Genomic DNA, 18,371 nt, shown 5'->3' with positions numbered 1-18,371 from the left:
CTTCCACCTTAAGTTGTTATTAATTTTATCGGCGGCAATCAAACCGTTTTGCTGTTGTATGGTCGGTTTGGTCAGCGCCGATAGAGCTAACTGCATGGCCTGTTATATTTTTTTAGCCATGCAGGCAAAGCCAGAGTGACCATCTGGCTTGCGCGGTATTATGTAATGGGATGTAACAGGATTGTTAATAATTGTTGCTTGCAAACTACGGAAATAAATATTATGCATTTAATAAATATGAAATTTTGTAAATCATTATTTGAGGCTTGAGAATTCGAAAATTTCCATATTTTCCTGACATTATTTTGTGCTTTTTTTATTTGTCATCTTGTATCTTGATGAAATTGAATTTTTGTAGTTTAAATATGTTTCTCGCTTGCCTGAAGTGTGTTCAGGAGCGTTTTTAATGTTTGCATTCGACGTAATCGATACCTGGATTTGCAAGTTCATTCTTGCCAGGAGCCCAAATTAAATGATGTTGAACACGCACTTGCGTCCCAGCCAGACATCCTGAGGCGATATAATCTGTGCCTGTTTTTTACAAATCCAGTTTTTTGAGAGTGTAATTTGGCCAAAAAAGAACATGTATCAGTAACCCAGGCAACTCAGTTGCTGCGCAAGCACAAGGTGGAATTTACCGAGCACCCGTATGCGTATGAAGAACATGGCGGCACTTCAGTGTCCGCCCGTGAACTCGGTGTGGATGAGCACCACGTTGTGAAAACCCTGGTCATGCAGGATGAAGCTGCCAAGCCCATGATCGTGCTCATGCATGGGGACAAAAAGGTTTCTACCAAAAACCTGGCTCGGCAGATAGGCTGCAAGTCAGTCGAACCCTGCAAGCCTGAAAATGCGCAAAAACATTCTGGTTATCTGGTTGGTGGCACGTCCCCCTTTGGCACTAAAAAGGCCATGCCCGTTTATGTGGAGCGCAGCATACTGGCGCTGCCAAAGATTTATATCAATGGTGGCCAGCGCGGCTATCTGATAGGTATAGCTCCCGGCTTGCTGGAAAGTCTGTTGCAGGCACGGCCAGTCGATTGTGCCATCGACGAATGAATCCGGTTTCAAGAATTTTGCGAGGCTGGCTCATTCTGCTACTAGCCTGGCTTATACTTGCGAAGCTTAAAGAAATGAAGGAATAAGATGAATACAATACTGGCGGCAGTTGCCGCTTACCTGATCGGTTCACTGTCGTTTGCAGTGGTGGTCAGCAAGCTGTTTGGTCTGGCCGATCCGCGCACTTATGGTTCAAAAAACCCGGGCGCGACTAATGTACTGCGTAGTGGGAACAAGGCTGCAGCGGTGTTGACATTATTAGGCGATGCTTTCAAGGGCTGGTTGGCGGTATGGCTGGCAATTCACTACCAGGATCAGTTTGATCTTGGTGACACCGGCGTTGCCATCGTTGCTCTAGCAGTGTTCATCGGTCATTTGTGGCCAGTATTTTTCAAGTTCGTTGGCGGCAAAGGCGTGGCGACGGCAGCCGGTATATTGATCGGCATCGATATCTGGCTGGGTGTGGCAACGCTGGCGAGCTGGCTGATGGTGGCGTTTGCTTTTCGTTATTCTTCGCTGGCTGCCTTGGTCGCAGCGATATTTGCGCCTTTTTATTATGGCCTGCTGTTTGGCCCGGATGTCAAAATGCTGGCAATTGCCATCATGAGCGCCTTGCTGGTGTATCGCCATAGTCAGAATATCGCGAACCTGATTGCAGGCAAGGAAAGCCGTCTGGGTAGCAAGAAGACGACAGTGAAAGACGACAAGAAAGAAGATAAAAAGCAGGACAAGAAAAAATAAGTCTTAAATATTGTAAATAAATCTAGATTATTCGCTACCCCTCATTTATGCTTAAAAAGCGCCGTGCTTTTTTATTCATAAATGAGGGGTTGCATATGCTGACGCGATTTGTGAAACTTTGGATGGCAGGCTTGTTCACTCTGGGCTTGATGAGTTTTCCGGCCCAGGCAGCAGAGCATGGCAGCGCCAATGAGGCCAAGGCCATGGTGCAAAAAGCCATCGATGCGATGAAAAAGCATGGTGTCGAGGCGACTGTAGCCGAGATTAACAAGCGCGATGGTCAGTACCAGGACCGTGACTTATATGTCGTTGTCTATGACATGAGTGGCAAAAATCTCGCTCACCTGAATCCCAAGATGGTAGGCAAGGAAATGTTTGACCTCACCGATATCGATGGCAAATTTTTTATACGCGAGCGTATAGAACTGGTCAAAGCCAAGGGTAAGGCCTGGCAGGATTATAAATTCATTAATCCCACGACCAAGCAGATCGAACCCAAGTCCATGTATGTGGAAAAATTCGAGAATGTGATCGTCGGCTGTGGCATCTATAAATAGCCCTGCCGTGGATAAAATCAGGCGGCAATCAATTCCTGTAAAGGCCAGCGCGGCTTCACATTAAAACCGTAATCCCTGGTCGCCAGGCCAGGATTGTTTTTGAGGCGCATGGCGCCGGCAAAGGCGATCATTGCGCCATTGTCGGTACAAAATTCCAGCTCAGGGTAATATACCTGGAAGCGCTTCTTTGCCGCTGCCGCATTCAGGGATGCGCGCAACTGCTGGTTGGCACCAACGCCACCAGCGATCACCAGACGCTTCAGTCCACTTTCTTTCATCGCGGTGACGCACTTGGCGGTCAGCACGGCGACGATAGCATCAACAAAGCCACGCGCAATATTTGCCTTGTCTTGCTCACAGATGTTTGCCGGGTGGTTTTTAACAACCGTCAGTACCGCTGTCTTCAAACCAGAGAAACTGAAGTTCAAGTCCTTGGAATGCAGCATGGGACGCGGGAACTGGTAGGCAGTCGGGTCACCAAACTCTGCCATGCGCGAGATAGCCGGTCCACCGGGATAAGACAGACCCAGCAATTTGGCTGACTTGTCAAAGGCTTCACCCGCAGCATCGTCCAGGGTTTCTCCCAATAGCTGGTAACGACCGACGCCATCCACCCGCATCAACTGGGTATGCCCACCGGAGACCAGCAGGGCGATAAATGGGAACTCCGGTGGCTTGCTGGCCAGCAGGGGAGACAGCAAATGGCCTTCCAGGTGATGGACACCGAGCACGGGCTTATCCAGTGCCATGCCCAGGCCACAGGCAACCGAGGCACCAACCAGCAAGGCACCCGCCAGACCAGGTCCCTGGGTATAGGCAATCGCATCTATGGCCTGTTTTTCTGTGCCAGACTTAGTCAACACTTCGGTCAGCAGGGGCAGGGCGCGGCGTATATGGTCGCGCGAAGCCAGTTCGGGCACGACACCACCATATTCCTGGTGCATGGCGATTTGCGAATGCAGTGCATGGGCAAGCAGGCCGCGCTCTGTGTCATACAGGGCCAGACCGGTTTCGTCACAGGAGGATTCAACGCCGAGAACTATCATATCTGTTTCTAATTAAGGGAAAAGCAAGCGAATGACATAGGCATGGCAAGAATGCAAGTGATTGGCCGCCTGTATTCCAGTGCAGGGATTGGTGTGATTCTTGCTATTGCTGGTAAACGTAATTATATCTGGCATAGGCCATCAATGCGCGGCAAAGCAAATACTGACGAAGCGACAACACCAGTATCACCCAGTCTGCGGATTGTGGTGGTGAACACGGTCATTCAGCGCGAAGACGAATTGCAGGAGCATGCCCAGGCACAGCTGGCCCGCTCACGCGCCTTGCGCATAGGCTTGCTGCAAGCGGGTTATAACATCATCGCCGTTATCCCTGGCGATATCTATATGAGCGAGCGCATCGCCCAGTTGCAGCCCGAGATGATCATTATTGATGCCGAGTCTGATTCGCGTGATGTGCTGGAACATATGGTCATGCTGACTCGCGATGCGCCGCGTCCCATCGTTTTGTTCACTGAAGATGGCAATCAATCCAATATGGCCGCGGCCATGGAAGCTGGCGTCTCGGCCTATGTGGTTGCCGGTTTGCAGTCTGAGCGCATCAAGCCTGTGCTCGATGTCGCCATGGCGCGCTTCAATGCAGATCAAAAGCTGCGTAGCGAATTATCCGATACCAAGGCCAAGCTGCAAGAGCGCAAAACCATAGAACGTGCCAAGGGTTTGCTGATGGAACGCCATCATCTCTCAGAAAACGAGGCCTATCAAAAAATGCGTAAGCAAGCCATGGAAAAGAACCTGAAGCTGGTCGATCTGGCGCAGCGCATGCTGGATGTGGCGGATTTGCTCGGTGGCTGAGCCAAGCTTGTGCATGCAAATGGTGCGTTGCGTCATTTGAGTGCGCAGCAACTGGTATTTTTAAGAGGATTTCGCTTCATAGTATTGGCATGAGGAGCCAAGGCCTTTAATTTGAGCTGGCACGGCAATTGCTATGGTTAAAGAAAGTGCCAAAGCTGGTGCTTAAGAAAAAATGTGAGTCTGACTAACGGCGGTCACCTCACAAGACAAAGGTGTCTTTCCATACGGTTTATCCGTGGTGGGACGACACCTTTTTTATTATCGACGGGACTTACGCAAAATTGTCCTGGCAAGGCGTAGCGACGAAGACAGTACTTTAGTACGGCTAGGAGCTAACAACGCAGCTAGGGCGGTTTTGCGTAAGTCCTAATAGAAATTAATTTAGCTGGAGTGCAGACATGTCAAATCAGGAATCTTCTAACAACCTCATCAAGACCCAGGAAGAAAATGAACCTAATTTCAATCGTCGCAGTTTCTTGCAAACTGCTGCACTGGCAAGCGGGGCAGGCATCATGGGCTTGAGTACAGGTGGGGTATGGGCAGCGGGATCAGACAAACCAGAAAAAGAAGAGGTGCACATAGGCTTTATTCCTCTGACCGATTGTGCTTCCGTCGTGATGGCATCAGTGCTGGGTTTTGATAAAAAATACGGTATCAAGATTATCCCGAGCAAAGAATCTTCCTGGGCCAGCGTGCGTGACAAACTCGTCAATGGTGAACTCGATGCTGCCCATGTTTTATATGGTTTGATCTACGGCGTACAGCTTGGGGTAGGCGGCAATAAAAAAGACATGGCCGTGCTGATGACGTTGAACAATAACGGGCAGGCGATTACCTTGTCGAAGAAGCTGGCAGAGAAGGGCGCTGTAGATGGCGCAGGTTTGGCCAAGCTCATGCAAACCGACAAGCGCGAATACACTTTTGCCCAGACTTTTCCTACCGGTACCCATGCAATGTGGTTGTATTACTGGCTGGCTGCCCACGGTATCAACCCCATGAAAGATGCCAAGGTCATTACCGTACCACCACCACAAATGGTGGCAAATATGCGGGTTGGTAATATGGATGGTTATTGTGTAGGTGAACCCTGGAACCACAGGGCAATTGCAGACGGCATAGGCATTACGGCAGTAACGACACAGGACATCTGGAAAGATCATCCAGAAAAAGTTTTGGGTACCACTTCTGAATTCGTACAGAAATATCCAAACACGGCACGTGCCATGGTAGCTGCGATCCTTGATGCCAGCCGCTGGATAGATGCGTCCCTGTCCAATAAGACCAAGATGGCAGAAACCATTGCCGATAAGTCCTATGTCAATACCTCGGTTGATGTCATCAATCAGCGTATTTTGGGGCGCTATCAAAATGGCCTGGGCAAGACCTGGGATGATCCCAACTACATGAAATTCTTTAATGATGGTGCAGTGAATTTCCCTTACCTGTCAGACGGCATGTGGTTCCTGACTCAGCACAAACGCTGGGGTATGCTGAAAGCTGACCCGGATTACCTAGCAGTGGCAAAAGCGGTTAACCGCATCGACATCTACAAGGACGCCGCGACCATGGCTAAGGTATCCGTACCAAAAGACCCCATGCGCAGCAGCAAGTTCATGGACGGTACAGTCTGGGATGGCAAGAACCCGGCTGCCTACGCAGCTTCTTTCAAAATCAAGGCTTGAGGAGTCGTCATGAATACCTTGGTACATGGTGCAATGTCTGCCGCAGGTGATACCAGCAGCGCAGCAACTACAGTCACGGAAGTTAACGTGGCAAAGGAGATCAAAACCAAAACAGAAAAAAAACCACGTTCTTTCCGGCCATTTTTTCTGAGTGTGTTGCCACCATTATTTGGTGTTGGCATGCTGATCTTGATCTGGGAAATCATTGCAATCAAGAACACGACTTTTCCGTCACCATGGGTGACTTTGCAGGAAGCCATCAAGGTATTCTCTGATCCCTTTTATCAAAAAGGGCCAAATGACCAGGGTATAGGCTGGAATATTTTTGCTTCGCTCAAACGGGTTGCAGTTGGCTTTGGCTTGGCTGCAGCGGTAGGCATACCGTTGGGGTTTTTGATAGGTCGTTTCAAGTTTTTGTCCGGCATGTTTAATCCCATCATCAGTCTGTTGAAGCCGGTCTCGCCGCTGGCCTGGCTGCCTATAGGTTTGCTGGTATTCAAGTCGGCTCATCCGGCGGCGATCTGGTCTATTTTTATTTGTTCAATCTGGCCCATGATCATCAATACTGCAATCGGTGTACAGCGTGTGCCGCAAGATTATATGAATGTCGCCCGCGTACTCAATTTGTCTGAATGGAAAATCATCACCCGCATTCTCCTGCCTTCGGTTCTGCCCTATATGCTGACCGGCGTTAGGCTGGCGATAGGCACGGCCTGGCTGGTCATCGTTGCGGCAGAAATGCTGACCGGTGGGATAGGCATAGGCTTCTGGGTATGGGACGAATGGAATAATCTGAACGTACCACACATCATCATCGCTATCGTCGTCATCGGCATGGTGGGGCTGATACTCGAACAAATCCTGGTGGCAATCGCACGCGCCTTTACTTATGAAGATGTGGGGACATGATCATGAATGAAATCGACAACAAGTACATAGAGATCAATCAGGTAGAGATGGTCTTCAATACCAGGAAGGGCAGTTTTCATGCATTGCGCGATATCAATCTGAATGTCAAAAAGGGCGAGTTCATCACCCTGATCGGTCACTCCGGCTGCGGCAAATCGACGCTGTTGAATTTGATTGCTGGCTTGACGAATGCCAGTGCCGGTACCTTGCTGTGCGCGCACAGGGAAATTTCTGGCCCATCACCAGAACGCGGCGTGGTATTCCAGAATCATTCCTTGTTGCCCTGGCTGACCTGCTATGAAAATGTCTTTCTGGCGGTGGAGCGGGTATTTGGCGCAACCGAGAATGGGACCAAGTTGCAAAAGCGCACCATGCAAGCGCTGTCACTGGTGGGTCTCACGCATGCCGAGAAAAAACGTCCGAATGAAATTTCCGGTGGCATGAAGCAGCGTGTAGGTATAGCCCGCGCGCTGGCGATAGAACCAAAAGTCTTGCTCATGGATGAGCCCTTCGGTGCGCTTGATGCCCTCACGCGGGCTCATCTGCAAGATGAATTGCTGAAGATCGTCGCCAAGACGCAATCCACCGTGGTTATGGTGACGCATGATGTGGATGAGGCGGTGTTATTGTCAGACCGCATCGTCATGCTGACCAATGGCCCGGCAGCGACTATAGGTGAAATCTTGAAAGTCGATCTGGACAGGCCACGTGACCGCGTGGCACTCGCGCAAAACCCACAATATGCAGCTTACCGCACTGAAGTACTGGAGTTTTTGTATCACCGCCAATCACATCCTGTGCATGATGCTGCCTGAACTTGCCTGAATGCAGTATTTGCTGGGAGCGGTGGTTTTTAGTTTCTTTAAAACCACCCGCATGCAGAAACTCCGTCGCCGCCGCCATTTCATTATTTTCTGGCAATGAAATGGCGTTTCTGCATTTTATTTGTAGCCCATGCAATTAATTATCTAAATGCAATGTTTGGAATGTTTTGTCCTCAAAAGAACCGCAATATGAAATATAAGTATCCGTTCAATTCACCAAATGAAAAATAGTTTTCATTTTTAATGCGGCTAATTGTGACAATATGTGCGGAAATCAATTAAATCTATGAGAGAATGCCTAATTGTTTTGGAAACATTTTTTTACAGATTCATAGGGATTTGTTGATGTGAATGTGGTCAGGGATACCTCAGGGCAAATAATTGTTTTGCCGCAAGAATGCAGGTATTTTTTCCATGAATGCGCAACAGGTTCTGGCTTTTTATATTGATTGCATGACATGTTTCGCTGGCTTTTTCTTAATGAAAGTGCATTAACGCCTGCCGAGCACGCTGCATGGAAATTAAGTGCACTACGTATCATTTTGATGTCTGGCTTTGTGCTGGAGGCGGCAGTAGCGATTCACAGTTCCCTGGACGCAATCGCAGTTGGTGCTTATCGGGTGTTGTGGGTAGTTGGCTTTTTCTATGCTGTGCTGGCATTGGGGCTGTACTATTCATCCCGTCATCTGCGCGCTGGTGCCGCTATACTGATAGGCACGGTATACGCGTCTGCATTCGCCATTGTTTGTCTCGTCGATCAGTTCGAAATAGCCAAGTTTGGCTATATCTTCATCTATACCACCCCGATTATTGCCAGGCTGTTCTTTGGTACCCGGCTCGCCTTGGGTCTCATGGCATTCAATGTATTGCCTTTTCTTTTACTGTTGCTGAACCGTCCCCTGTTCAATGTGCCAGGTTTTGATGTGACCCTGCCTGCCAGTAATACCTATATACAGTCTCTGTTATTCCTGTTCTTTAATACCTGCGTACCGCTGGCTGTGTTCAGGGTTTTGCACGAACTCGACGTATCAGCATTGCGCTATCGCCAGGCCAGTGCAGCGCTGGAAGTAAGCCATGCGCAATATGAAGAAGTATTCCAGAACGCCGGCACAGCTTTGTTGCTAACTGATGCGAGTGGGCAAATCCTGCAGGCGAATCAGCTAGCCAATAATTTGCTTGGACGAGAGGCAGATGATGATGGCGACCGCGCCTTGTTTGGCTGGTTGTCGCTGGATAACAGTGTGCGCTTGAAAAGCCCGAACGCCGAAGAATCAGAAAACATGCGCATGTCGGCTTACCGCACGCGTGATGGCAAGCTGGTTGCACTGGAAAATATTTCTCAGACTTCTACCGATCACTACATCGTTGCCTTGCGCGATGTTTCTGGCCTGCATTCCATGCACCATGCGCTGCAACTGAGCTTGCAACGTGAAGATTACCTGAGCCGTCATGATGCCCTGACCAATCTCCCCAACCGTGACATGTTGCGCAGCCAACTACAAGGCGTGTTTGCCAATAATGATGAGACCAAAGTCACTGCCCTGGTGTCTTTCCGGCTGAACAGCATACGTCATGCCAATCAGCAGTTTGGTGCTCATACTGGCGATATCCTGCTGCGCCGTTTTGCTGAAGAATTGTCACGGGCCTTGCCCAAAAATTGTTTTTGCGCACGCCTGCGCAGCATCGTGTTTTCATTTGTCGTCGAGAATTCGCGTACCCCAGGTGAAATTATCAAACTGGTAGAGAAAGTCAGGAATAATTTACCCAAAGAGCTGGAAATCAATGGTGAGAATTTGTTGATACAGTTCTCGGCCGGTATCGCCCTGGTGAGGTCAGAAGATGTTGATCCAGATGACCTGATACGCCGTAGCGAAGTGGCGCTTGATACCGCCCGCCGCTCCAGTGACCAGAGTGTCACCTTGTTCGATGAAGAAGATGCCCTGCAAATACGTCGCAGTGTCGAGATTGAAGTCGGTATCGTCAATGGTCTCAAGCAAGATGAATTCCGTCTGGTATATCAACCCAAGGTCGATAAGCATGGCAAGATCGCAGGCCTGGAAGCCTTGCTGCGCTGGGAATCACCCAGCCTGGGCAATGTCGCACCGGCAGAATTTATTCCGATTGCCGAGCGCGCAGGCCTGATACGCCTGATCAGCAACTATGTCATGAACCAGGTGTGTTGCCAGGTCAGGGACTGGCTAAACCGCTTTGCTGATTGCCCCGTGATTGCGCTGAATTTGTCAGCCACAGATATCGCCCGCAATGACTTGCTGCAACTGATAGACAATTGTTGCAACCGTTATGATATTGCTCCTTCGTATATCGAATTTGAAATTACCGAGACCGGCTTGATCGCGAATGAGGCCCTGACCATACACCATCTTGATGAACTCAAGGCGCGTGGTTTCAATATCGCGATTGATGACTTTGGTACCGGTTATTCATCGCTGTCCAAGCTCAGCCATTTCCCGGCACAGAGCGTCAAGATTGACCGTTCCTTTGTTGCCCAGATAGGCAATAACAAGAAGAGCGAAATGATCATCAAGGCGATTATCTCGTTGGCCAATATCCTGTCTTGTCACACGGTGGCCGAGGGTGTCGAAAACGAAGAGCAGGAACGATTCCTCAAAGAGATAGGCTGCGATTACTTCCAGGGATATTATTATTACAGGCCACTCGAAGTCTCGGCACTGGAGTTGCTGCTCACTGAAATGCCAGCCAAAGAAGCTGCGCCATCTTATAAATTCAAACTTGCCTGATATTCTTCATGTCATATTTCTCGCATATGCATCAATGATTTGCGATGGAATGCGCAGAAAAATTTGTGCATCTGCGGAATTGTTCATCACATAAATTAACATTCGCTGTCAACGTCATCCACGCAATTGCGTTGGATAGTGTAGATTGATGCTTTGTGTGTGATCATGTTCAAGCGCAGGTTTAACTTAATTCGTTTAACCTAATTCGCTTTACTTAATTCATTTAACAAAATTAGCGTAACTGAATTCGTTTTGCTTATTTCCAACATTTTGCACAGAGTAACAATTTCGTCTGCACGTTTTGATAATTTCAACTACACTAAAGTTGTAGTGTGCTGGCTGGCAATTAATTTGATGTGATCAGTTTGATTTGAATTGTCACTAGCCCGGTTCGGTATTTGCAAGTTTTCTGCTTATCCATGGAGGTCGGGATGAATATCTTTGACAACTACACCGCGCGGTACGAACGTACTCGTGAAGAAGAGTATTCCATGCAGGAATACCTGGATCTTTGTAAGAAGGACAGGCTGGTATATGCTAGCGCTTCGGAGCGCATGTTGGCTGCCATCGGTGAGCCTGAGCTGGTTGATACCCGGCATGACTCGCGGCTTTCACGCATCTTCTCAAATAAAGTCATCAAGATCTATCCTGCCTTCCGTGAATTTTACGGCATGGAAGAAGTCATAGAACAAGTCGTTTCCTACTTCCGCCATGCCGCACAAGGTCTGGAAGAGCGCAAGCAAATCCTGTATCTGCTGGGTCCTGTCGGTGGCGGTAAATCATCCATCGCCGAAAGGCTGAAATCGCTGATGGAGAAGATACCCTTTTACTGCATCAAGGGTTCACCCGTCAATGAATCGCCTCTCGGTTTGTTCAACGAAGATGAAGACGGGATTTTGCTCGAAGAAGATTTTGGTATCCCACGCCGTTACCTGAAAAATATACCCAGCCCATGGGCGGTCAAGCGCTTGCATGAGTTCAATGGCGATATCAACCAGTTCCGTGTGGTTAAACGCTACCCCTCGGTATTGAAGCAGATTGCAGTTTCCAAAACTGAGCCAGGTGACGAAAATAATCAGGATATTTCTTCCCTCGTGGGCAAGGTCGATATCCGCAAGCTCGAAGAATATGCGCAGGATGATCCTGATGCCTACAGCTACTCAGGTGGCCTGTGCCTGGCGAATCAGGGCTTGATGGAATTCGTGGAAATGTTCAAGGCGCCTATCAAGGTCTTGCATCCGTTGTTGACTGCCACGCAGGAAGGCAATTTCAAAGGTACAGAGGGTTTTGGCGCGATACCGTTTGAAGGCATCATACTGGCTCACTCAAATGAGTCAGAATGGAAAACCTTCAAGAACAATAAGAATAATGAAGCCTTCCTCGACCGTATTTATATCGTCAAAGTACCGTATTGCCTGCGTGTCAATGATGAAATTAAAATCTACGACAAACTGGTACGTACTTCCTCATTGGCAGCCGCACCATGTGCGCCCGGTACCTTGAAAATGATGGCGCAATTTGCCGTGCTGTCACGTCTGAAGGAACCAGAAAATTCCAGTATCTTCAGCAAGATGCAAGTCTATGATGGCGAGAACCTCAAGGATACTGATCCCAAGGCCAAGTCACGTCAGGAATATGCTGATTATGCCGGTGTCGATGAGGGCATGAATGGTCTTTCTACACGCTTCGCCTTCAAGATTCTGTCCAAGGTGTTTAACTTCGATAATACCGAAGTGGCGGCCAACCCCGTTCATCTGCTATATGTGCTGGAGCAGCAAATAGAACGCGAGCAATTTGCGCCGGAGATTGAGCAAAAATATGTGTCGTACATCAAGGAATATCTGGCGCAACGCTATGCTGAATTCATAGGCAAGGAAATCCAGACGGCCTATCTGGAAAGCTATTCCGAATATGGCCAGAACATCTTTGACCGCTATGTGACCTTCGCCGATTTCTGGATACAGGATCAGGAATTCCGCGATCCCGATACCGGCGAGAGTTTTGACCGCGATGCCCTGAACAATGAACTGGAGAAAATAGAAAAACCGGCAGGTATTTCCAACCCAAAAGACTTCCGCAACGAAATCGTTAATTTCGTGCTGAGGGCGAGGGCACAGAATGCAGGTAAAAATCCTGCCTGGACCAGTTATGAAAAACTGCGTACGGTCATCGAGAAAAAAATGTTCTCGAATACAGAAGAATTATTGCCTGTCATTTCCTTCAATGCCAAAGCCAGTGCCGACGATTCGAACAAGCACCAGGAATTTGTTGAACGCATGGTCGCCAAAGGCTACACCGCCAAGCAGGTGCGCCTGTTATGCGAATGGTATCTGCGGGTAAGGAAATCTTCTTGATCGCAGCATGAATAGAAGAGTGAAACAGGAAATTTCAGGGCAAACGGGAGAGCATTTTGGTTCATCTGATTGACCGGCGTGTCCAGGGAAAAAACAAGTCTGCCCCGAATCGCGAACGCTTTTTACGTCGCTATAAGGGACAGATCAAGGATGCTGTTGCCAGAGCAGTTAAAGGTCGTTCTATCACTGATATAGAAAGTGGTGAGCGCATTTCCATCCCCGTCAAGGATGTCAGTGAACCGACTTTTGGTCATGCCCATGGCGGTGTCTGGGAAGGTGTGCAGCCAGGTAATGAGCAATATCAGCGCGGTGACCAGGTAGCCAGGCCCAAAGGCGGTAGTGGTGGCTCTGGCAAAGGGCAGGGCGGCAATAGTGAAGACCCCAGCGAAGACGATTTTGTTTTTCAATTGTCACGCGAAGAATTCATGAATTACTTTTTCGAAGATCTGGAATTGCCCAACATGGTCAAGACCCAGCTCACTTCAACGACCGATTTCAAGAGCCAGCGTGCAGGTTACAAAACCTCGGGTACGGCGTCCAGCCTGCATGTGCTGCGCTCCTTGCGCGGTGCTATGGGCCGGCGTATAGCGATGGGTGGCAAGTCTGCCCGCAGGCTCAAAGATGCTGAACAAGAAATGACAGTCTTGCTGGAAGTAGGTGTAGATCCCAAAGAGCCTCACTTCGTTGCGCTGAAAGAGGAAATACATCATCTGCGCATGCGTCTGCTGGCCATCCCTTTTCTTGATCCATTTGATCTGCGTTACAGCAACCGCGTCAAGGTGCCTAAGCCCGCCAGCCAGTGTGTGATGTTTTGCCTGCTGGATGTGTCCGGTTCCATGGATGAGCAAAAAAAAGATACGGCAAAACGCTTCTTCATCTTGCTCTACCTGTTCCTGACACGCGCCTATGAAAAAATAGAAGTTGTCTTTATACGTCATCACACGACAGCGCTGGAAGTAGATGAAGATGCTTTTTTCCATTCGCGTGAATCGGGTGGCACCATCGTTTCTTCAGCTCTGAACCTGCTCTCGCAAATTGTGCGTGAACGTTATGCCGCATCGGACTGGAATGTATATGTGGCCCAGGCCTCGGATGGTGATAACTGGGACAATGATTCCGCCACTTGCAAGCAATTGCTCCTCAATAGCATCATGCCTCTGGTGCAATATTATGCTTATGTAGAAATTACCGATGGTCAGCCGCAAAACCTGTGGCTGGAATATGAAAAAGTGGCCGAGCAAAGTGCGCACTTTGCGATGCAAAAAATAGAAACGCCGGCGGATATTTATCCGGTTTTTCGGGAACTGTTCAAGAAGCAGCCGAAATGAGGTAATCCATGGAAAACGACCATGTCAGCCCCAGGAAAAAACATGCCCGCGCCTTGCCCGAACAATCAGAATGGACTTTCGAACTGATAGAGCAGGCGCACGAAGAAATACGCCGCGTAGCAGGGCAATTTGGCCTTGATACCTATCCCAATCAGCTGGAAATCATTACCGCTGAACAGATGATGGATGCCTATGCCTCAGTCGGCATGCCGGTATCCTATAACCATTGGTCTTTCGGCAAGCATTTCTTATCGACAGAAAAAAGTTACAAGCGTGGGCAAATGGGCTTGGCCTATGAGATAGTCATCAATTCCAATCCCTGCATTTCCTACCTCATGGAAGAGAATAGCCTGACCATGCAGGCATTGGTCATCGCGCATGCAGCTTACGGACATAATTCCTTTTTTAAAGGGAATTACCTGTTCCGTACCTGGACGGATGCCGAGGCCATTATTGATTACATGCTGTTCGCCAAGAATTACGTTGCCGACTGCGAACAGCGTTATGGTATGGAAGCGGTGGAACTCATCATCGATTCCTGCCATGCCTTGCAGAATTATGGCGTAGATCGTTATAAACGCCCGGCCCGTATTTCCCTGGCTGAAGAGCGGGAACGTCAGGAAGAGCGTGAGAAGTACATGCAGTCTCAGGTCAATGATTTGTGGCGCACCATACCACGGCGCAATGAAGCACCTGAGAGTATGGTCAAGCAGCGTTTTCCGGTCGAGCCGCAAGAAAATCTCTTGTATTTCATAGAAAAATATTCTCCGCTGCTGGAACCCTGGCAACGTGAGATTGTGCGCATCATACGCAAGGTGTCGCAATATTTTTATCCGCAGCGTCAGACCCAGGTCATGAATGAGGGCTGGGCCACCTTCTGGCATTACACCATACTGCAACAACTGTATGAAGAAGGCGTCGTTGGTGACGGCTTCATGATGGAGTTCTTGCAGAGTCATACCAATGTGGTTTATCAGCCGCCGGTAGGCAGCCGCTACTTTAACGGCATCAATCCGTATGCACTGGGCTTTGCCATGATGCGCGATATACGCCGCATCTGTGAAGACCCAACCGCGGAAGACCGGGAATGGTTCCCAGACTTTGCCGGTTCTGACTGGCAAAAGACTTTGCAGTTTGCGATGCGCAATTTCAAGGATGAAAGCTTTATTGCCCAGTTCCTGTCACCGAAGCTGATGCGTGACTTTCATTTCTTTTCCATTCTTGATGATGACAGCAAGGATAAATTGCTGATTTCTGCCATTCATGATGAGCATGGTTACCGTTATCTGCGCGAGCAACTGGCTGGGCAATATAATCTCGGCAACCGTGAACCCAATATCCAGGTCTGGTCTGTCGATATGCAGGGAGACCGGGCCCTGACCCTGCGCCATACCCAATACCTGCGCCGCCCACTGAGCCCGCAAACAGGCGAAATGCTCAAGCACGTGGCCAGATTGTGGGGTTTTGATGTGTATCTGGAAACGGTTGATCCTGAGTCCAAAGTCCTGGCAAGGCAGGAGTGCAAATGGGAAAAACGCAACAAGCCCTGAGTTTTTCAGGCTGGCAGGGCGATGCGCTTAAATCCCGGTAGCGACAGTGCTGTCTATCAGTTAGAATGAAAAACGATTATCAGAAGACGGAGACGCGCCATGTATCTGGACCACCCAAAAATTTCTGCCACCAATAGCGAAACCGAACCAGACCGTATAGAGCGCCTGAGCCGTGTCTATGGTTATGCGATGGGGCTGGCAGATATTGATGGCAATACCGTGTGTATTACCAAGCTGGCCAAGATACATGATCACAAAGGCACGCTGATGGTGATCTGGTACGATGCGCCTACACAGGCCGAAAAGAATTATTTTGTACGCGCCTGGAATAGCCGTATTGGTGACGAAACCGAGATAGTCGAGCATGCCCTGATGCTCAACGAGCCGGTCTCCAACGCGGAATAAGTAAGTCCCGCCCACTGTTCAAAGGAAAGTCAATAGCACATGACTGGCTTGATGCCTGTCATGTGCTCTGTTACTGCTCAGTGCTTCAAATCTCCCAGTAAATCAGAAATACCAGCCCAGCCAATTTCTATGCCTATACAGAGCAAAATAAACGCAGACAGGCGCAGCAATACGATAGCGCCGACATCGCCGAGTATTCTCTCCATATTGCGGGCAAAGCGATAACACAGGTAAATGACCAGACTGGTCAGCAAGACGCCTATCAGTGAGGCGATGCCGGTAATGATCCAATCCACAGGCTTATGCGGCATCTGCGTACCCAGCGTGACTGAAGCGGCGATGGTGCCTGGCCCCACGGTCAAGGGGAAGCTGAAAGGATAAAAACTGCGGCGGCGCAATTCTTCACGGGTCCAGCTGCCACCATGGGATGCGGCGACAGAGTTACGCAAATTATCCTGGCCCTGATCGTTCAGCAGTTTCCAGCCAGCCATGGCAACCACGATGCCACCGGCGACCCGGACGATGGGCAGGGAGATGCCAAAAAAATCCAGTACGTAAGAGCCTATGAAGATAGCGCCCATGAGCAGGAAAAAACAATTCAGGGCTATGCGTTTTGCCAGCCGGTTAGCCAGTGGCGGCTCGATCGGTCCTGTCATGGACAAGAAGATAGGGGCAATGGCAATGGGGTTCAGGATGGGCAGCAAGGTGATCGGTACTACGATCAGGGCCTTGAAAAATATGATCATCGTGATGCTCATGAATACTCCTAGTCATTGGGCTAGTGATTATGCATCAGAAATCCGGCTACCGCGACTGTCAGACCAGGCTTTGAAGTACAAATTGATACTTTTTGTTCATGGCTGGCGATGGCAGCATGGCCTACAATGTTCTTACACTGTAATTTACAGCAATTCCGTGGCAGAAAATAGATGAACTCCTTATGTAAATTTGCCGCTGTAGCAGTCCTGACTTTGCTTGCGGCCTGTGAGACAACGGCTCCTCTTTCTTATCTGAGCGGCAAACCTGACCGCCCTTTGATTGATCATGAATACCGGGTTCGTATTGTGGCTGTCGATCAGACTTATTACTTCCAGGGGCCGGTGTCGGTGACACCCGGCAAGCATCTGGTGACGCTGGAGCTTCGCCATTCCAGTTCACGTGTGCCGACCCAGAAGACACTGGCTCTCGATGTGCAGCCATGCACCCGCTACTACCTCACAGCCAAGAAAATATCCCTGATGGAAAGTAAATGGGAACCGCGTATCTTCGATACTGAGCAGGTAGGCGGATGTAACGCTGAAGAAGAATTGAAGAAAGCCAGTGCTTCTGCCGGGATTGCCGTATCTCGTTCATAAAATTTTGCAGACATGGCATGGACTTAAGTGCAAGAAGCCGGGTATTTGCTTAAAATAGCAATCCGTAAGCAATCCACACTCAGGCTTGGCACTTGTGAGCATCCGCTTTTCCCCCTTACTTCCTGAACATCAGGACTTGCTCTGGAATTTTCTGCACGTTGCCCTTTGGGACCCGCCGCCTGCGGGTTTGCGTCCGCTGGAAACCCTGCAACTGCCCCATGTACGCATCTATGCAGAAGACTGGGGGCGTGCCAGCGATATCGGCATCATTGCCAACATTGAGGGCGAAGATATTCCCATAGGTGCGTGCTGGATGCGTCTCGTGCCAGACCGCATGGGGCTGGCATATATCAATGAACATACACCGCAACTCGGCATCGCACTTTTGCCCGCATTTCAGCACAAGGGTTATGGCAAATTAATGATGCTGGCAGCATTGGATGCAGCACGCCTGCGTGGCATAGAGCAGGTTTCTCTTACTGTACATCCACAAAACCCGGCTGCTGGCATGTATGTTTCCTGCGGTTTTGTGCAGACCGGTATCAGGAATTCTTATCTGCTCATGCAGGTCACATTATAAAATTCAGCCACATTTTCTCCTATCAACAGAAAGAAAACATGCCTCATCTGACCGTAGAATATTCCAGTAATCTGCCCTTGCAAGCCAGGGAATTACTGTTGCAAATCAATACTTCATTAGCAGAGACAGGGCATTTCAAGGAGATCGATATCAAGAGCCGGGCAATCCGCTTTGATGAGGTGGTCATTGGCACCGCGCCTGCTGCGCGGGCTTTCTTGCATGCCAAGCTGGCGATATTGAAAGGGCGCAGCACCGAAGTTAAATGTGAATTGTCAGAGCGTGTGCTGGCCGTCATCCAGGCTGCACAAGCCTGGCCGCATGGGCTGGATGTGCAGCTTTGTGTTGAGGTACTGGAAATTGACAAGGAAACTTATGCAAAGGCGCATTTGACTAATTGATAAGGCCATCA

17 protein-coding genes are annotated in these 18,371 nt (G+C 49.3%); 15 read left to right on the top strand and 2 right to left on the bottom strand.

All coding sequences use genetic code 11. The annotated features are described in order from the left end of the window. Positions 1–567 precede the first annotated feature (567 nt). From ybaK to ACO0LN_RS16315, 3 genes are all read left to right on the top strand, one after another. Positions 568–1,059 (top strand): Cys-tRNA(Pro) deacylase, encoded by a 492-nt coding sequence (gene ybaK, locus ACO0LN_RS16325; RefSeq protein WP_422975578.1) that lies wholly within the window; start codon positions 568–570, stop codon positions 1,057–1,059. 87 nt (positions 1,060–1,146) lie between these two features. Further along, a complete protein-coding gene (gene plsY / locus ACO0LN_RS16320; RefSeq protein WP_422975576.1) occupies positions 1,147–1,800 on the top strand; it encodes a glycerol-3-phosphate 1-O-acyltransferase PlsY in 654 nt (217 codons plus the stop codon). Between the two features lie 95 nt (positions 1,801–1,895). Further along, entirely contained in the window at positions 1,896–2,357 is a 462-nt protein-coding gene (locus tag ACO0LN_RS16315; RefSeq protein ID WP_422975574.1) for a cache domain-containing protein, read from the top strand. A gap of 17 nt (positions 2,358–2,374) precedes the next feature. Here the strand turns inward: ACO0LN_RS16315 and tsaD are convergent, their stop codons facing one another. Beyond that, on the bottom strand, positions 2,375–3,403 hold the full coding sequence (gene tsaD / locus ACO0LN_RS16310; RefSeq protein ID WP_422975572.1) for a tRNA (adenosine(37)-N6)-threonylcarbamoyltransferase complex transferase subunit TsaD: 1,029 nt from the start codon (positions 3,401–3,403) through the stop codon (positions 2,375–2,377). 144 nt (positions 3,404–3,547) lie between these two features. On the opposite strand from tsaD, the gene ACO0LN_RS16305 reads away from it, so the two are divergent. From ACO0LN_RS16305 to ACO0LN_RS16265, 9 genes are all read left to right on the top strand, one after another. After that, entirely contained in the window at positions 3,548–4,216 is a 669-nt protein-coding gene (locus ACO0LN_RS16305; RefSeq protein WP_422975634.1) for an ANTAR domain-containing response regulator, read from the top strand. 512 nt (positions 4,217–4,728) lie between these two features. Further along, entirely contained in the window at positions 4,729–5,898 is a 1,170-nt protein-coding gene (locus ACO0LN_RS16300) for a CmpA/NrtA family ABC transporter substrate-binding protein (RefSeq protein ID WP_422975632.1), read from the top strand. A gap of 9 nt (positions 5,899–5,907) precedes the next feature. After that, positions 5,908–6,807 carry a nitrate ABC transporter permease gene (gene ntrB, locus ACO0LN_RS16295; RefSeq protein WP_422975570.1) on the top strand — a complete coding sequence of 300 codons (900 nt, stop codon included), beginning with the start codon at positions 5,908–5,910 and terminating at the stop codon, positions 6,805–6,807. A gap of 2 nt (positions 6,808–6,809) precedes the next feature. Beyond that, complete coding sequence (locus tag ACO0LN_RS16290) at positions 6,810–7,622, top strand: ABC transporter ATP-binding protein (RefSeq protein WP_422975568.1); 813 nt, start codon at positions 6,810–6,812, stop codon at positions 7,620–7,622. A 467-nt stretch (positions 7,623–8,089) separates the two neighbouring features. Continuing rightward, positions 8,090–10,390, top strand: coding sequence for a putative bifunctional diguanylate cyclase/phosphodiesterase (locus tag ACO0LN_RS16285; protein WP_422975566.1), 2,301 nt, complete (start codon positions 8,090–8,092; stop codon positions 10,388–10,390). Positions 10,391–10,821: 431 nt separating this feature from the next. Then, entirely contained in the window at positions 10,822–12,744 is a 1,923-nt protein-coding gene (locus ACO0LN_RS16280) for a PrkA family serine protein kinase (protein ID WP_422951789.1), read from the top strand. A 56-nt stretch (positions 12,745–12,800) separates the two neighbouring features. After that, positions 12,801–14,072, top strand: coding sequence for a YeaH/YhbH family protein (locus ACO0LN_RS16275; protein ID WP_422975564.1), 1,272 nt, complete (start codon positions 12,801–12,803; stop codon positions 14,070–14,072). Between the two features lie 8 nt (positions 14,073–14,080). Next, positions 14,081–15,622: a SpoVR family protein gene (locus ACO0LN_RS16270; RefSeq protein WP_422975562.1), complete on the top strand. Its 1,542-nt coding sequence runs from the start codon at positions 14,081–14,083 to the stop codon at positions 15,620–15,622. Positions 15,623–15,721: 99 nt separating this feature from the next. Beyond that, on the top strand, positions 15,722–16,027 hold the full coding sequence (locus tag ACO0LN_RS16265; protein WP_162040187.1) for a hypothetical protein: 306 nt from the start codon (positions 15,722–15,724) through the stop codon (positions 16,025–16,027). 77 nt (positions 16,028–16,104) lie between these two features. Here the strand turns inward: ACO0LN_RS16265 and ACO0LN_RS16260 are convergent, their stop codons facing one another. Then, positions 16,105–16,785 (bottom strand): MarC family protein, encoded by a 681-nt coding sequence (locus tag ACO0LN_RS16260; RefSeq protein WP_232063727.1) that lies wholly within the window; start codon positions 16,783–16,785, stop codon positions 16,105–16,107. A 171-nt stretch (positions 16,786–16,956) separates the two neighbouring features. On the opposite strand from ACO0LN_RS16260, the gene ACO0LN_RS16255 reads away from it, so the two are divergent. The 3 genes from ACO0LN_RS16255 (at position 16,957) to ACO0LN_RS16245 (ending at position 18,360) form a co-directional block, all read left to right on the top strand. Further along, the gene (locus ACO0LN_RS16255) at positions 16,957–17,382 is read left to right on the top strand and encodes a hypothetical protein (RefSeq protein WP_422975560.1); all 426 of its coding nucleotides are present in this window, start codon (positions 16,957–16,959) and stop codon (positions 17,380–17,382) included. Positions 17,383–17,476: 94 nt separating this feature from the next. After that, positions 17,477–17,962, top strand: a complete 486-nt coding sequence (locus ACO0LN_RS16250; RefSeq protein ID WP_422975558.1) for a GNAT family N-acetyltransferase — start codon at positions 17,477–17,479, stop codon at positions 17,960–17,962. 38 nt (positions 17,963–18,000) lie between these two features. Further along, positions 18,001–18,360 (top strand): 5-carboxymethyl-2-hydroxymuconate Delta-isomerase, encoded by a 360-nt coding sequence (locus ACO0LN_RS16245; RefSeq protein ID WP_422975556.1) that lies wholly within the window; start codon positions 18,001–18,003, stop codon positions 18,358–18,360. The last annotated feature ends 11 nt before the right edge of the window (positions 18,361–18,371 follow it).

Source organism: Undibacterium sp. TC9W, assembly GCF_049339865.1.
In the GTDB taxonomy this organism is placed as follows: domain Bacteria; phylum Pseudomonadota; class Gammaproteobacteria; order Burkholderiales; family Burkholderiaceae_D; genus Undibacterium.
The sequence above is the reverse complement of the archived record's forward strand: the minus strand, read 5'-3'. Positions and strand labels throughout refer to the sequence as shown.

Excerpts from the sequence above, each read along its gene's own strand:
- plsY (WP_422975576.1), top strand. The coding sequence starts at position 1,147 with ATGAATACAATACTGGCGGCAGTTGCCGCTTACCTGATCGGTTCACTG.
- ACO0LN_RS16315 (WP_422975574.1), top strand. The coding sequence starts at position 1,896 with ATGCTGACGCGATTTGTGAAACTTTGGATGGCAGGCTTGTTCACTCTG.
- tsaD (WP_422975572.1), bottom strand. The coding sequence starts at position 3,403 with ATGATAGTTCTCGGCGTTGAATCCTCCTGTGACGAAACCGGTCTGGCC.
- ACO0LN_RS16305 (WP_422975634.1), top strand. The coding sequence starts at position 3,548 with ATGCGCGGCAAAGCAAATACTGACGAAGCGACAACACCAGTATCACCC.
- ACO0LN_RS16300 (WP_422975632.1), top strand. The coding sequence starts at position 4,729 with ATGGGCTTGAGTACAGGTGGGGTATGGGCAGCGGGATCAGACAAACCA.
- ntrB (WP_422975570.1), top strand. The coding sequence starts at position 5,908 with ATGAATACCTTGGTACATGGTGCAATGTCTGCCGCAGGTGATACCAGC.
- ACO0LN_RS16290 (WP_422975568.1), top strand. The coding sequence starts at position 6,810 with ATGAATGAAATCGACAACAAGTACATAGAGATCAATCAGGTAGAGATG.
- ACO0LN_RS16285 (WP_422975566.1), top strand. The coding sequence starts at position 8,090 with ATGTTTCGCTGGCTTTTTCTTAATGAAAGTGCATTAACGCCTGCCGAG.
- ACO0LN_RS16280 (WP_422951789.1), top strand. The coding sequence starts at position 10,822 with ATGAATATCTTTGACAACTACACCGCGCGGTACGAACGTACTCGTGAA.
- ACO0LN_RS16270 (WP_422975562.1), top strand. The coding sequence starts at position 14,081 with ATGGAAAACGACCATGTCAGCCCCAGGAAAAAACATGCCCGCGCCTTG.
- ACO0LN_RS16265 (WP_162040187.1), top strand. The coding sequence starts at position 15,722 with ATGTATCTGGACCACCCAAAAATTTCTGCCACCAATAGCGAAACCGAA.
- ACO0LN_RS16260 (WP_232063727.1), bottom strand. The coding sequence starts at position 16,785 with ATGAGCATCACGATGATCATATTTTTCAAGGCCCTGATCGTAGTACCG.
- ACO0LN_RS16255 (WP_422975560.1), top strand. The coding sequence starts at position 16,957 with ATGAACTCCTTATGTAAATTTGCCGCTGTAGCAGTCCTGACTTTGCTT.
- ACO0LN_RS16245 (WP_422975556.1), top strand. The coding sequence starts at position 18,001 with ATGCCTCATCTGACCGTAGAATATTCCAGTAATCTGCCCTTGCAAGCC.